General features: G+C 74.3%; 14 protein-coding genes. 8 read left to right on the top strand and 6 right to left on the bottom strand.

Going from position 1 to position 13639, the window contains the following annotated elements; all coding sequences use genetic code 11:
• The first annotated feature begins 81 nt into the window (after positions 1–81).
• A complete protein-coding gene (locus U5640_RS41345; RefSeq protein ID WP_340384362.1) occupies positions 82–624 on the top strand; it encodes a hypothetical protein in 543 nt (180 codons plus the stop codon).
• A 40-nt stretch (positions 625–664) separates the two neighbouring features.
• On the opposite strand, the gene U5640_RS41340 is transcribed toward U5640_RS41345, so the two are convergent.
• From U5640_RS41340 to U5640_RS41330, 3 genes are all read right to left on the bottom strand, one after another.
• Positions 665–1219: a PadR family transcriptional regulator gene (locus U5640_RS41340; protein WP_340384361.1), complete on the bottom strand. Its 555-nt coding sequence runs from the start codon at positions 1217–1219 to the stop codon at positions 665–667.
• Positions 1220–1440: 221 nt separating this feature from the next.
• Complete coding sequence (locus tag U5640_RS41335; RefSeq protein ID WP_340384360.1) at positions 1441–3456, bottom strand: NADPH-dependent 2,4-dienoyl-CoA reductase; 2016 nt, start codon at positions 3454–3456, stop codon at positions 1441–1443.
• Positions 3457–3555: 99 nt separating this feature from the next.
• Positions 3556–3924: a hypothetical protein gene (locus U5640_RS41330; protein WP_340384359.1), complete on the bottom strand. Its 369-nt coding sequence runs from the start codon at positions 3922–3924 to the stop codon at positions 3556–3558.
• Positions 3925–4264: 340 nt separating this feature from the next.
• On the opposite strand from U5640_RS41330, the gene U5640_RS41325 reads away from it, so the two are divergent.
• Both U5640_RS41325 and U5640_RS41320 read left to right on the top strand, forming a co-directional pair.
• The gene (locus U5640_RS41325; protein ID WP_340384358.1) at positions 4265–6328 is read left to right on the top strand and encodes a SpoIIE family protein phosphatase; all 2064 of its coding nucleotides are present in this window, start codon (positions 4265–4267) and stop codon (positions 6326–6328) included.
• Positions 6329–6468: 140 nt separating this feature from the next.
• Positions 6469–7167, top strand: coding sequence for a hypothetical protein (locus U5640_RS41320; protein ID WP_340384357.1), 699 nt, complete (start codon positions 6469–6471; stop codon positions 7165–7167).
• A gap of 236 nt (positions 7168–7403) precedes the next feature.
• Here U5640_RS41320 and U5640_RS41315 read toward each other — a convergent pair whose 3' ends face one another.
• Positions 7404–8204 carry a putative protein N(5)-glutamine methyltransferase gene (locus tag U5640_RS41315; RefSeq protein ID WP_340384356.1) on the bottom strand — a complete coding sequence of 267 codons (801 nt, stop codon included), beginning with the start codon at positions 8202–8204 and terminating at the stop codon, positions 7404–7406.
• 150 nt (positions 8205–8354) lie between these two features.
• Here U5640_RS41315 and U5640_RS41310 point away from each other — a divergent pair, with 150 nt between their 5' ends.
• Positions 8355–8789, top strand: a complete 435-nt coding sequence (locus U5640_RS41310; protein ID WP_340384355.1) for a MarR family winged helix-turn-helix transcriptional regulator — start codon at positions 8355–8357, stop codon at positions 8787–8789.
• Between the two features lie 109 nt (positions 8790–8898).
• The gene (locus U5640_RS41305; protein WP_340384354.1) at positions 8899–9675 is read left to right on the top strand and encodes a hypothetical protein; all 777 of its coding nucleotides are present in this window, start codon (positions 8899–8901) and stop codon (positions 9673–9675) included.
• Between the two features lie 78 nt (positions 9676–9753).
• On the opposite strand, the gene U5640_RS41300 is transcribed toward U5640_RS41305, so the two are convergent.
• Positions 9754–10455, bottom strand: coding sequence for a GNAT family N-acetyltransferase (locus U5640_RS41300; protein ID WP_340384353.1), 702 nt, complete (start codon positions 10453–10455; stop codon positions 9754–9756).
• Positions 10452–11378, bottom strand: coding sequence for an NADP-dependent oxidoreductase (locus U5640_RS41295; RefSeq protein ID WP_340385637.1), 927 nt, complete (start codon positions 11376–11378; stop codon positions 10452–10454). The genes U5640_RS41300 and U5640_RS41295 overlap by 4 nt, the downstream gene beginning before the upstream one ends.
• A 168-nt stretch (positions 11379–11546) precedes the next feature.
• On the opposite strand from U5640_RS41295, the gene U5640_RS41290 reads away from it, so the two are divergent.
• The 3 genes from U5640_RS41290 to U5640_RS41280 all read left to right on the top strand — a co-directional run bounded on the left by U5640_RS41290 (position 11547) and on the right by U5640_RS41280 (position 13636).
• Positions 11547–12152: a sulfite oxidase-like oxidoreductase gene (locus U5640_RS41290; RefSeq protein ID WP_340384352.1), complete on the top strand. Its 606-nt coding sequence runs from the start codon at positions 11547–11549 to the stop codon at positions 12150–12152.
• On the top strand, positions 12145–12915 hold the full coding sequence (locus tag U5640_RS41285; protein WP_340384351.1) for a ferredoxin reductase: 771 nt from the start codon (positions 12145–12147) through the stop codon (positions 12913–12915). Before U5640_RS41290 ends, U5640_RS41285 begins: the two co-directional genes overlap by 8 nt.
• 133 nt (positions 12916–13048) lie before the next feature.
• Positions 13049–13636: a hypothetical protein gene (locus tag U5640_RS41280; RefSeq protein WP_340384350.1), complete on the top strand. Its 588-nt coding sequence runs from the start codon at positions 13049–13051 to the stop codon at positions 13634–13636.
• Positions 13637–13639: the final 3 nt, after the last annotated feature.

Raw genomic sequence — 13639 nt, 5'->3', positions numbered from 1 at the left:
TGCCCCTGAGGCAGCACGGGCGTACCCGACCCTCGGCGGCGCAAGGGATGTACCGCCAACCGTGCCGCCGGAGGGCATCCGATGCGCACTTCCCGTCTTCTTCTCCGCTCGGGACCGGCCGTGGCAGCCGCCGCCGTGCTGCCGCTCGTCCTGACCGCACAGCCGGCGGCCGCGGTCTCCGGCATCTCCGTGAGCACGACCGGCTCCACGGTGTCGGTGGTGACCAGTGCCTGCACCCAGATCAACGGCAGCTGGGGCACCGCGGCGCTGCTGGGCAGTGGCCAGGCGAGCTTCGCCCAGGGGCGCCAGGTGGCGCTGTCGGGGACGACCGTCAGCCAGTCCGCCGCCTGGTCGGGCGTCTCCCCCGGCACCTACACCGTGGTCGTCATGTGCTCCAACGGCACCACCGCCGGCACCCAGTCCGTGATCGTGTCGGCCCCGTCCACCCCCACCATCTCCGCCACGGCGTCCGCCTCGCCGTCGCGGGGCGTCATGGGCGGCCTCGGCGGCGCGGCCCGGGACGTCGGTCCGGTGACGATGGGGGTGGGCGGCGCGCTGGTGGGCGTCGGGGTGATCGCGGCAGCCTGGTTCCTGCGCCGCCGCGCCAAGCCGTACCGCCTGTAGCCGCCGCGCCGACTCCGAGCCGCTGTACGCCCCTGGCGCTTCACCGCCCCTGAGGGGTGTCCTCCACGACCGGCAGGTTCTCCAGTGCCTCGCTGATCCACTGGATCCAGAAGGTCTCCAGCTCGATGCCCGCGCGCAGGACCAGGTGCTGGAGCCTGGCCTGCGCGCTGTCGTCACCGGGCGGGAAGTCGCGCTTCTCGATCTCCGCGTACTCGGCGAGCTGGATCCGGTGCAGCTCCCGGTGGCGGCGCAGGTCGGCCTCCAGACCCGCGGTGCCGACGACGGCCGCGGCACGCAGCCGGAGCAGCAGCGCGTCGCGGTGCGGCTTGGGGTCCTGTGACGCGGCCGTCCACCGCGCCAGTTCGGCGCGGCCCGCGGGCAGGACCTCGTAGGCCTTCTTCTGGCCCCGGGCCGGCTGTGCGGCGGGCAGGGCGCGGATATGGCCGTCGGCCTCCAGTTTTCCCAGCTCGCGGTAGATCTGCTGGTGCGTCGCCGACCAGAAGTACCCGATCGACTTGTCGAACCGGCGGGTCAGATCCAGCCCCGAGGACGGCTTCTCGAGCAGGGCGGTGAGGATCGCGTGCGGGAGTGACATGACGTCATCCTAGGGAGGGGTCGCCGGGGGCCTATGGCCCCCACAGGCAACGTTTGCCCGTGAAGGAGCGGCGTCCGGTGCGTGCTCTGGGGGTCCCCCCGGCCGAAGGCTGGGGGAGTGCCGGCCGGAAGTCCTCGTACCGGATGTACTTGGGCTTTCGGCCGGTGCGGCGAGAGAGCGTGCCGGGCGTCGCGACGGGGCGAACGTTGCCCGTCGGGGCACTAGAGTGCCGCCGCCAGCTCGGTGCCCTGCTGGATGGCGCGCTTGGCGTCGAGTTCGGCGGCCACGTCGGCGCCGCCGATGAGGTGGGCCTTCGTGCCGGCGGCGAGCAGGGCCTCGTGGAGGTCGCGGCGCGGGTCCTGGCCGGTGCACAGCACGACGGTGTCGACCTCCAGGACCGTGCTCTCGTCGCCGACGGTGATGTGCAGGCCGGCGTCGTCGATGCGGTCGTACCGCACGCCCGGGACCATGGTGACGCCCCGGTGCTTGAGCTCGGTGCGGTGGATCCAGCCGGTGGTCTTGCCGAGACCGGCGCCGACCTTGCTGGTCTTGCGCTGGAGGAGGTGGACCGTGCGCGGCGGGGCGGGTCGCTCCGGGGCGGCGAGGCCACCGGGGCCGGCGTAGTCCATGTCGACGCCCCACTGGCGGAAGTACACCGCCGGGTCCTCGCTCGCCCCGTCGCCGCCGTCGGTGAGGAACTCGGCGACGTCGAAGCCGATGCCGCCCGCGCCGAGGATCGCCACCCGGTCGCCGACGGGCGCGCCGTCGCGCAGTACGTCGAGGTAGCCGACGACGCTGGGGTGGTCGACGCCCGGGATGTCGGGGACGCGCGGGGCGACGCCGGTGGCGACGACGACCTCGTCGTAGCCCGTCAGGTCGTCGGCCGCGACGTGGGTGCCGAGTCGGACGTCCACACCGTGCGCGTCGAGCTGGTGGCGGAAGTAGCGCAGCGTCTCGTCGAACTCCTGCTTGCCGGGGACCTTGCGGGCCACGTTGAGCTGGCCGCCGATCTCGTCCGCCGCGTCGAACAGCGTGACGTCGTGGCCGCGTTCGGCCGCCGACACCGCGCAGGCGAGGCCGGCCGGTCCGGCGCCGACGACCGCGACGCGCTTGCGCAGCCGGGTCGGGGAGAGGACGAGCTCGGTCTCGTGGCAGGCGCGCGGATTCACCAGGCAGGAGGTGATGCGGCCGCTGAACGTGTGGTCCAGGCATGCCTGGTTGCAGCCGATGCAGGTGTTGATGGCCTCCGGGGTGCCGGCCGCGGCCTTGTTCACGAAGTCGGGGTCGGCGAGCATCGGCCGGGCCATGGAGATCATGTCGGCGCGGCCTTCGGCGAGCAACTGCTCGGCGACTTCGGGGGTGTTGATGCGGTTGGTGGTGACGAGCGGGATGTTCACCGCCCCCATCAGCCGCTGTGTCACCCAGGTGTAGGCGCCGCGCGGCACGGAGGTCGCGATGGTGGGGATCCGGGCCTCGTGCCAGCCGATGCCGGTGTTGATGAGGGTCGCGCCGGCCTCCTCGACGGCCTTCGCGAGGGTGACCACCTCGTCCAGGGTGGAGCCGCCGGGCACCAGGTCCAGCATCGACAGCCGGTAGACGACGATGAAGTCCTCGCCGACCGCCTCGCGCACCCGGCGCACGATCTCGACGGGGAAGCGCATCCGGTTCTCGTACGAGCCGCCCCAGCGGTCGGTGCGGTGGTTGGTCGGGGCGGCGATGAACTCGTTGATGAGGTAGCCCTCGGAGCCCATGATCTCGACGCCGTCGTAACCGGCCCGCCGGGCGAGGCGGGCGGCACGGGCGTAGTCGTCGATGGTGCGCTCGACCTCCGCGTCGGTGAGCTCACGCGGCGGGAAGGGGCTGATGGGGGCCTGGAGCGGGCTCGGCGCGACCAGGTCCCGGTGGTAGGCGTAGCGACCGAAGTGCAGGATCTGCATCGCGATCCGGCCGCCCTCGCGGTGCACGGCCTCGGTGATCGCGCGGTGCTGCTCGGCCTCCTCCTCGGTGGTGAGCTTGGCGCCGCCCTCGTACGGGCGCCCCTCTTCGTTGGGGGCGATGCCGCCGGTGACGATCAGGCCCACTCCGCCGCGGGCCCGGGCGGCGTAGAACTCCGCCATGCGCTCGAAGCCGCGGTCGGCCTCCTCCAGGCCGACGTGCATCGAGCCCATCAGGACGCGGTTGGGCAGCGTGGTGAAGCCCAGGTCGAGCGGGCTCAGCAGATGGGGGTAACGGCTCATGGCGGCCTCCGTGCGCGGCGGTGTTCGCCTCCAGTTGTAGAGGACCGGCACGGTTTATGCAACTAGTTGCAAAACAAGGTCAGCGGTGATCTGCGGCACTCACCTGCTCTCCAGGAGGACGTGCAGCTCGCGTTCCTGGTCCCCGGAGGCCGAGGCGAGGTCGCGGACCGAGAACATCGAGTCGAGCGTGGAGCGCAGCCGCTCGATCGCCCAGTAGCCGCCCTGGGCGTCGGCCTCGACGGAGGCCGAGAGCCGGGCGGGAGGCGGGCACTCGTGGGCCTCGGTGACCTCGAAGGTGCCCAGCCACACCATCGGACGGGTCTCGTGAAGCTGCTGCGGCACATCGTCGGGGCCGCGGTCGGACTCGAAGCAGGCGCAGAGGGTGTCGAAGACGATCCGCGCGTCCTCCTTGCTGCATCCGCTGATCTCGAGGGAGACGGGCTCCTCGTGCGGTCGGGCACGGTCCATCGCGATCGCTCCTCTCGTGCGGTGGCGCGGCTGGGCGGGTTCCCCGCACACCGCGGCACAACCCCAGAAAAGCACCACTTCCCGGGCGGTACCAGCGAGGCGGGCGGCGCCACGAACCCGCGCGGGCACCACGCTCACGCGCCGGGACGCCGGTCCGGCGATCCTCCGGTGCGCCGACGGACCCGGTCCGGCCTTGAGGCGAACGGCGTCCGCCCGCGTACTGGAGGAGCATGGAGAAGAACGTCCCGGTTCGCGGGCGAGAGGGATTGAGCGCGGTGGAACAGGGGGAGTCGGCACGGGGGACAGGGTGCCTCGGCGACGAGCGGAGGCGGTGCGTGGCATGAGCGCGGCAGCCGGAGCGTCCCGGGCCGCGGGCGGCGCCCCGGCCCTGCCCAGCGGACTGCTGGACGTACTGAACGTGGCCTCGGTGGTGCTGGACACCAAGGGACGGGTCGTGCTGTGGAGTCCACAGGCCGAAGAGCTGTTCGGCTACACGGCGGACGAGGCGCTGGGACGGTACGCCGCCCAGGTCATGATCCACGAACGCCATGTCGACCTGGTCGTCAAGCTGTTCGCCGACGTCATGGTGACCGGGCAGAGCTGGGCCGGGGCGTTCCCCGTCCGCCGCAAGGACGGCTCCACCCGGATGGTGGAGTTCCGCAACATGCGGCTGGTCAACGACCAGGGCACCGTCTATGCCCTGGGGCTCGCCGCGGACCAGTCGACCGTACGCCGGCTGGAGCGGGACGTGGCGCTGTCCACGCGCATGGTCGCGCAGTCCCCCATCGGTCTGGCGGTGGTCGACCCGGACCTGCGGTTCGTCTCGGTGAATCCGGCGCTGGCGGGGATCATCGGCCTGCCTCCCGAGGAGCACCTCGGGCGCCGGATCCGCGAGGTGCTTCCCTCGATGGAGGCGGACGCGCTGGAGGCGGCGGTGCGCGAGGTGCTGCGGACCGGGGAGCCGCTCGTCGACCGGTCCACCGTCGGCCGGACCCGGGCCGACCCGGACCGCGACCACGCGTGGTCCATCTCGCTGTACCGGCTGGAGGACTCGCGCGGCACCGTGCTGGGCGTGGCGGCCTCGGTGGTCGACGTCTCCGACCAGTACCGGGCGGGCGTGGAGGCGGAGGCGGCGCGGCGCAGGCTCGCGCTGATCGCCGACGCCTCGGCCCGCATCGGCACCACCCTGGACCTGGAGCGCACCGCGCGCGAGCTGGCCGAGGTCGCCGTGCCGGAACTGGCGGACGTGGCCTCGGTGGACCTGTTGGACGACGTGGTGGCGGGCCGTCCCTTCGGTCCGCACCCCGCCGGGGCGGCCGCCATCCGCTCCCTGGCGGTCCGGGCCGTCGACGCGCCCGAGGCCCTGCGCGCCGCCGACCCGGCCGGAGAGGTGGTCCGCTACGCCCCCGGCCAGCTGGTGACGGAGTGCGTGCGCACCGGCCAGCCGGTCGTGATCGCGCGGGTCGAGGAGGCCGACCTGGCCCGGATCGCGCACTCCGCCGAGGCCGCGGAGCTGCTGGCCCGGGCCGGGGTGCACTCCTGTCTGGCCGTCCCGCTGATCGCCCGCGGCGAGGTGCTCGGCGCGCTGGACCTCAAGCGGATCCACAACCCGCTGCCGTTCGGCCGGGACGACCTGCTGCTCGCCCGGGAACTGGCGGCCCGCGCGGCCGTGCAGATCGACAACGCCCGCTGGTACCAGCACGCCCGGACCACCGCGCTCACCCTCCAGCGCAGCCTGCTGCCCAGCCATCCGCCGGTCACCGGCGGCCTGGAGGTCTCCTCGCGCTACCAGCCGGCGGGCGCCACCACCGAGGTCGGCGGGGACTGGTTCGACGTCATCCCGCTCCAGGACGGCAAGACCGCGCTGGTCGTCGGCGACGTCATGGGCAGCGGCATCGACGCCGCCGCGACGATGGGCCGGCTGCGCACCGCGACGACCACCCTGGCCTCGCTCGGTCTCGACCCCGCGGTGCTCCTGGAGCACCTCGACCGGATCACCCAGGGGCTGGACCACTCCATCGCCACCTGTGTGTACGCCGTCCACGACCCCCGCCGGGGCCGCTGCCGCATCGCCAACGCCGGGCATCTGCCGCCGGTCCGGGTGCGCCCGGGCCTGCCGCCGGAGCTACTGGAGCTGCCCACGGGCGCGCCGCTGGGCGTGGGCGGCGTGGCCTTCTCCACGACCGAGGTCGCGTTCGCGCCCGGCGACCAGCTGGTGCTGTACACCGACGGGCTGGTGGAGACCCGGGTGCACTCGCTGGACGAGCGCCTGGCCGCGCTGCTCGCCCTCCTGGACGATCCCCGGCTCCCGCTGGAGGAGCTCTGTGACCATCTGCTGACCGAGCTGCACCATCCCGACAACCACGACGACGTCGCCCTTCTCGTGGCGCGGGCCCGCGACTGAGAGCGCCTCCGGGAGCCGGGCGGCCCGATTCACAGGGTTTTATTACCGCTTCCTTATCGTGCTGATCCGACAATCACAGTAGAGGAGTGCCAGCTGTTTCCCGCCGCGCCCGCCCACCGGGCCGAGGAAGGTGAGCCGTGATGCAGGAGCATGAGCAGCCGGAAGAGGTCGAGGTGCTCTCGGGGCCGGGCGGGGAGGAGCGCGAGCCGGGTTCGCCGGCCGCGCGCGCGTGGCGCCGGTCGGCGCGCGGGCGAGCGGTGATCGCGGCCACGGCGGTCGCCGTGCTGGCCCTCGGCGGCACGGTCGCCTACGCGGCGACCTCGGGAGGCTCGTCCGGCTCCCCCTCGCCGGCCCCGGCGTCGTCGTCGCCCTCGGAGGGACCGGGCGGCGGGCACTGGCGTGGCGGACCGTGGTCGGGCTTCGGGTTCGGCGGTGACGCGGCGCACGGCGAGGCGACCGTGAAGGACCGGGACACCGGCACGTGGGTCGTCCGCGTGTGGCAGCGCGGGACGGTCGAGAAGGTGGACGGCGACCGGGTCACGGTGAAGAGCGAGGACGGCACCTCGTGGACCTGGACGGTCGGCGCGGACGCCGCGGTGCGCACCGGTGGCACGTCCGGCTCCGGGGCGTCGGCGCTGAAGAAGGGCGACACGGTGGTCGTCGTCGGCTCCCGCTCGGGCGACACCTACACGGCGGTCCGGGTCGTCTCAGGCGACTTCCCCGGCTTCCGCGACCGCGGCCCGGACCGGGACAAGGGCCACGACGGCTTCCGGCACGGCCCGTGGAACCACGGCGACGACACCTCCCCCGCCCCCACGAACAACGGCGCCACCACCTGACGGGCCACAACCGACAGGCACGACAGCCGCCGCGGCCCGCGGAACCACGAGGACGACACTCCCCCGCCCCCACGGGCGGCAGCGTCACCACTTGACCCGGCCCACGGCCCGCACCCGGACGACCAGCCACGACAGCCGCCTCCACAGCCCCGGACGGACAGGCACGACAGCCGCCACCACAGCCCGCGGAACCACGGCGACGGACAGCTCCCCCGGTCCGACGGGCGGCGGCGTCGCTACCCGGCCCTGGTCCCCAGTACGACGTGGGCGTACCGGTCCTCGTCCTCGGCCGGGCGGACCGTCAGGCCGGCACGGGCGAAGGCCTCGACGGCGGCCGGGGCCTGCCGCTCGCTGGTCTCCACGAGCAGGATCCCCCCGGGCGCCAGCCACTCGGGCGCCCCGGCGGCGACCCTGCGCAGCACGTCGAGTCCGTCGCCGCCGCCGTCGAGGGCGGTGCGCGGCTCGTGGTCGCGGGCCTCCGCCGGCAGCAGGGGGACCTCGTCGGTGGGGACGTACGGCACATTGGCGGCCAGGATGTCGATCCGGCCCCGCAGCCCGGCGGGCAGCGCCTCGAACAGATCGCCCTGATACGCGTGGCCGCCGTGGGCGGCGACATTGGCGCGGGCGCAGCGCACCGCCGCCGGGTCTATGTCGGCCGCGTGCAGTTCCACGTCGCCGAGCGCCGCGGCCAGGGCGGCGCCGACCGCGCCCGAGCCGCAGCACAGGTCCACGACGACCGAGGCGCGCGGGGCGTGGGCGAGGGCCTGTTCGACGAGGAACTCGGTGCGGCGCCGGGGCACGAAGACACCCGGTTCCACGGCGATCCGCAGACCGCGGAACTCGGCCCAGCCGACGACGAGTTCGAGCGGATGACCGGCCGCGCGGCGCGCGACCATGGCGTCGCGTTCGGCGGGCGTACGGGCGGTGGAGAGGATCAGCTCCGCCTCGTCCTCGGCGAAGACGCACCCGGCGGCGCGCAGGGCGGCGACGACGGTGTCACGGGAGGACGACGGAGCGGACGGTGAAGAGGGAGACATGGAAAGACGAACACCTTTCGGGGAAACGAACGGCGGTAATCGGTCTCACCTCCTCGCGTCGCACGGGCCGTGAGGTCACGGCCGGTCGATCACCTTAGCACCCCAGCCCGGGGAGTTGTACTATGCAACCAAGAGCGTGAGGGAGCCCTGATGCAGTCGGCCGAGGCCGTGGAGACCATCCAGCGGGAGATGACGGTCTTCGCCCGGCGCGCCCGTGCCTCCGCCGGCCGGCTGCACCCCGAGCTGTCGCTGGTGTCGTACACCCTGCTCGGCCACTTGGAGGAGAGCGGCGGCTGCCGCGCCACGGACCTGGCCGCGCTGCACGCCCTGGACAAGTCGACGGTCAGCCGTCAGGTGGCCGCCCTGGAGCGGGCCGCCCTGATCGAGCGCCGGGTCGATCCCGAGGACCACCGCGTCCAGCTCCTCCACCTGACCGACTCCGGCCGGCGCATCCTCGCCCAGGTCACCGAGAGCCGCCGCGCGGCCTTCCGGGAGCGGCTCGCCGAGTGGCCGCCGGAGGACCTGGAGCGGTTCGCCGCGTATCTGGTCCGGTACAACGCCTGGGGCGCCGCGCCGGCCGACTGACGGACCATGTGTGCGGGGTCCCGGGCCCGAGGGGCGGTGCCGTTGTCGGTGCCGTGCGGTTCACTTCCTCCTGTACGTCACTCTTGCCCCGCGTCCCGGGAGTTCGCCCATGCCCGGCACCCATCCGACCCCGTCCGCCGACAGTTGGCGGGACAGCCTCGCCCAGGCCTTCGGCGAGGTGGTCGGCCGTCCCCTCGCCTCGTTCCCGGACGTCCCCTACGGCGCCTGCTACACGGGCAACTTCCTCGCCGAGAGCGAGGTGGACGGGGAGCCCGCCTGGGTGGACCGCGCGGCGCCTGCCGGTGCGGAGCCGGTGCGCCCGGACCATCTGCTGCTGACGCCGCCCGGTGACCGCGACGAGACGGTCCTGGTCTTCGACGCGAGCCGGTCCCTGTTCACCGTGGTTGCGGACGCGTTCCCCACCGGGCTCGCCGAGCACCTCCCCGCGCTCGGCCCGGCCCACGGCGACCTGCTGTCCGGCGCCGAGCTGGGCCGGCTCGCGGAGCGGCACGGCGTCGACCTCGCCGCCGAGGGCGTGCCGGGCAGGGCCTGGAGGGTGTGGGAGGCCCGGATAGCCTCCGGCGACAGCCTCCTCGACGCGCTGCGGGCCGCCACCGGACTGCACGCCGCGGCCGGACCCGACGAGGTGCCCGCCGGTCCCGGTGACGCGGCCGACGAGGTCGAGGAGGAGGCGCACGAGCGGGTCGCCGCCGTCCGGGACGACGCTCTGCGCGCCTACCTGGCCGCGTTCCGCGATCCCGAGTCGCACGACCTGGCCCTGAGCCTGCACGCCATGGCGGACGCGGAGACCGATGACGGGCTCGTCATCCAGCGGGAGGGCGCCGCCGACCAGTACGAGGTCACGGTCCGGCGGGCGCACGGCTGACCCCTCCGGCACCCGAGCCCTCGCACGGCCGTCGGCCGGGAGGACGTCCCGGACGCCTCCCGGCCGACAGCCCCTCGGTCACGGCACCAGCGCCCCCGGCCGCTCCGGGGTCCGCGCCGCCACGAACGCGGTTCTGCGGCGCAGCCGGAAGCCCAGGGACTCGTAGAGGCGGATGGCGTCGGTGTTGCCGGCGCCGGTGTGCAGGAACGGGGTCTCGCCGCGGGCGCGGATGCCGTGGGCGACGGCCAGGATCAGCCGGGTGGCGAGGCCCTCGCCGCGGTGGGCCGGGTCGGTGCAGACCGCGCTGATCTCGGTCCAGCCCGGTGGGTGGAGCCGTTCGCCGGCCATGGCGATCAGGGCGCCGTCGCGGCGGATGCCGAGGTAGGTGCCGAGTTCGACGGTGCGCCGCTCGAACGGTCCGGGCTGGGTGCGCGCGACGAGGTCGAGCATCTCCGGGACGTCGGCGGGACCGAGGCGGACGGCCTCCGGATCGGGCGCCGCCGCGAGGCCGTCGTCGACGAGCTGGACGCCCTCCATCCGGAAGGTGATCTCCCAGCCCTCGGGGACCTCGCCCCGGAAGCCGGGCAACGGCACCTCCGCGCCGGGACCGGCGAGGGCCGCGAGGTCCGCCCAGTCGCCGGCGTCCGGTTCGTCCGGCAGGGCCAGCCAGGGCGAGACGTCCACCGGGTAGCGCAGCACCCGGCCCCGGCGCTCGGCGAAGTGCGCGTGCGGCCCGGTGAGGGAGGCGCGCGCGGGGTTGTCCAGGACGTGCGCGCTCATCCGGCAACCTCGATGACCGTCTTGCCCTGCGTGTGCCCGCTCTCGACCTCGCGCAGGGCCTCGCCGGCCCGCTCCAGCGGGAAGGTCCGGGTGATGTGCGGGTCCAGTTCCCCGGCGACGACCAGGTCCGCCACGGCCCGCAGGACGTCCGCACTGCGGGCCCTGAGCACCCGGGCGCCGCCCAGCGCCTCGGCCTCTTCGGCCGGCGCACCGGCGGTGATCAGCCGCGCGGGGTCCTTCACCAGGGCGGCCGCGGTGTGCAGCACCTCGCCGCCGACCAGGTCGTAGACCCCGTCGATCCCGTCCGGGGCGGCGGCCCGGACGCGGTCCTCCCAGCCGGGCCCCGAGGGGACGTGGACCACGCCCAGCGATTCCAGGAGGGCCTTCTTGCCCTCGCCGGCCAGCCCGACGACCCGTACCCCGAGGGCGCGGGCGATCTGCACCGCCGCGACGCCCACCCCGCCGCCCGCCCCCGTCACCAGGAGCGTCGCCCCGGCGGGCAGGCCGAGCTGGTGGACGCCGTCGTAGGCGGTCGCGGCGGCCACGGGGAGGGTGGCCGCCGCGGCGAAGGACAGGCCCGCCGGCCGGTGCGCGGTGATGCCGGCCGCGAGCAGCGCGTACTCGGCGTAGCCGCCCGCGACGGCGGTGCCGAACACCTCGTCGCCGGGCGCGAACCCGGTGACGCCCTCGCCGGTCTCCTCGACCACACCGGCCACCTCGCTGCCCAGCACCGAGGGGAACACCCGCTCGGCGGTGTCACCCGGGCGCCGGTAGCCCCGGCGGAGCTTCCAGTCGACCGGGTTCACCCCGGCGGCGCGCACCGCGACGAGCACCTCCCCGGGGCCGGGGCGCGGGCGCTCCAGGTCCACGAACGCCTCGGTCTCCGGTCCGCCGTACCGCGTGAAGACGTACGCCTTGGGCATCTTCTTCCTCACTCTCCTTGCGCTGCGTCCGGAGCACGGCCCCGGCACCGATCGCCAAGGAGCGGCGCCGGGCGGGTATTCCCGGAGCCGCAAAGTGTTCATACGGCCGCAATGACGGGGGCGTTGACCTGGGACGGAGCACTCCCGACGACAGCGTACGGTGGGAGCATGAACGTCACCCGAGGCTTCACCGGGCGCGCCCGCGTCGACAACCCCGGTCTTCCGCCGGGGCAGTACGACGCGGGCGACGACTGGCCCGTGCTCTCCGCCGAGGTCACCCCCGACCTCTCCCCCGCCGACTGGTCGTTCCGGATCGACGGGCTGGTCCGGGAGCCCCGGACCTGGGACTGGGACGAGGCGCACACGCTGCCGGCGTCGGCGTACGAGGGTGACATCCACTGCGTGACCAGCTGGTCGAAGTTCGGGGTGCGGTTCGGGGGTGTGTCGCTGGACGCCTTCCTCGACGTCGTGGGGGTGCGGGAGTCGGCCACGCACGTGGTCGCCTACGCGCACACCGGGTACACCACGAACCTGCCGCTCGCCGACCTCACCGGCGGGCGGGCCTGGATCGCCTGGGAGTACGACGGCAAGCCGCTCACCGCGGAGCACGGGGGCCCGGCGCGGCTGCTGGTGCCGCATCTGTACTTCTGGAAGAGCGCCAAGTGGATCGCGGGCCTCAGGCTGCTCGACCACGACGAGCCGGGGTTCTGGGAGCAGAACGGCTATCACGCGCGGGGCAACCCCTGGGAGGAGCAGAGGTACTCCGGTGACTGAGACCGCCGCCTCGCCGTCCTTCGTGCCGCCGACCCGGTTCGCCGTGCCCGGCCGGATCGCGGTGAGCGACCGGACCGCCGCCGTGTGGCAGACGGCCACGCTCACCGAGATCCGCCGTGAGACCCCGCACGCGGCGACGTTCCGGTTGGCGGTCCCGGCCTGGGCGGGCCATCTGCCCGGCCAGCACCTGATGCTGCGGCTGACCGCCGACGACGGCTACACCGCCCAGCGGCACTACTCCCTGGCCTCCGCGCCCGACGACTCGGGGCACGTCGAACTGACGTTGGACCATGTCGAGGGCGGCGAGGTCTCCGGCTGGTTCCACACCCTGGCCCGGCCGGGCGACCGGGTCGAGGTACGCGGTCCGCTCAGCGGCTTCTTCGCCTGGCCCGGGGACCGGCCCGCCCTGCTGATCGGCGCCGGCTCCGGGGTGGTGCCGCTGATGTCGATGGTCCGGCACCGGAGGGCGCGCGCCCTGGACGTGCCGCTGCGGCTGCTGGTGTCCGCGCGCGGCCCCGAGGAGCTGATCTACGCACGCGAGTACGGCGCCGAGACCACGCCCGTCTTCACGCGGCGGGCGCCGGCGGGCGTGCCCGTGGGGCGGCTCGGCGCCGCGCATCTGCGGCCGGCCTTCGAGGAGGTTCCGGCCGGCGGATGGGAGGCGTACGTGTGCGGGTCGAACGCGTTCGCCGAGCATGCCTCGCGGCTGCTGGTGGCCGCCGGACAGCCGGTGGACCGTATCCGGATCGAACGGTTCGGCTGAGCGGCCGGGCCCGTGCCGGCACCGGCTCAGGGCCCGTTCCGGGGCCGTTGCGGGGCCGGCTCCGGGTCGCGGATGCACTCCAATGGGGGTACCACTTTCATGTGGGCACTCGCGTGACGGCGAGGAGGTCGACATGCGAAGCCGGATACGTGGCTGGCGGTGGCGGAAGAACCCACTGCGGCGCCGGTCGGACGTGGTGGAGGCGTGGACGGCGCTGGCCGTCGCCCTGCTGCTGCTGGTCGCCGTGCCGCTGGCCGGGGCGGTGGCCGGCCTGTGGGCCCATGCCGAGGCGCAGACCGTCGCGGTGCAGCAGCGCACCGAGCGGCACCGGGTGCGGGCCGAGGTCGTCGGACGGGTGCCCGAGAACCTACCCTCGGCGGACGGGGTGCGTCAGCGGACGTACCGGGTGACCGTGCGCTGGACGCCCCCGGGCGGGACGGCGCGCACGGCCGCGGCACGGGTGCCCGAGGGCACGCACCAGGGAGATCTGGTGGACGTGTGGTTCGACGCGCACGGCCGCAGCGTTCCGGCGCCGCCGACGGGCACGGCGGTCTGGCAGCACACGCTCACCATGGGCGGCTGCGCGGCGGGCGGTACCGCCGCCCTGGTGCTCCTCGGCCACACCGCGATCCGCCGGGTGGCGATGCGGCACCGGCTCGACGAGTGGGACCGCGCCTGGGCGCGCACGGAGCCGGAATGGACGCGGCGCAGGCCTGCCTGAGGT

Source organism: Streptomyces sp. SS7, assembly GCF_037993025.1.
GTDB lineage: Bacteria > Actinomycetota > Actinomycetes > Streptomycetales > Streptomycetaceae > Streptomyces.
This window is presented reverse-complemented; position numbering and strand designations above follow the sequence as displayed.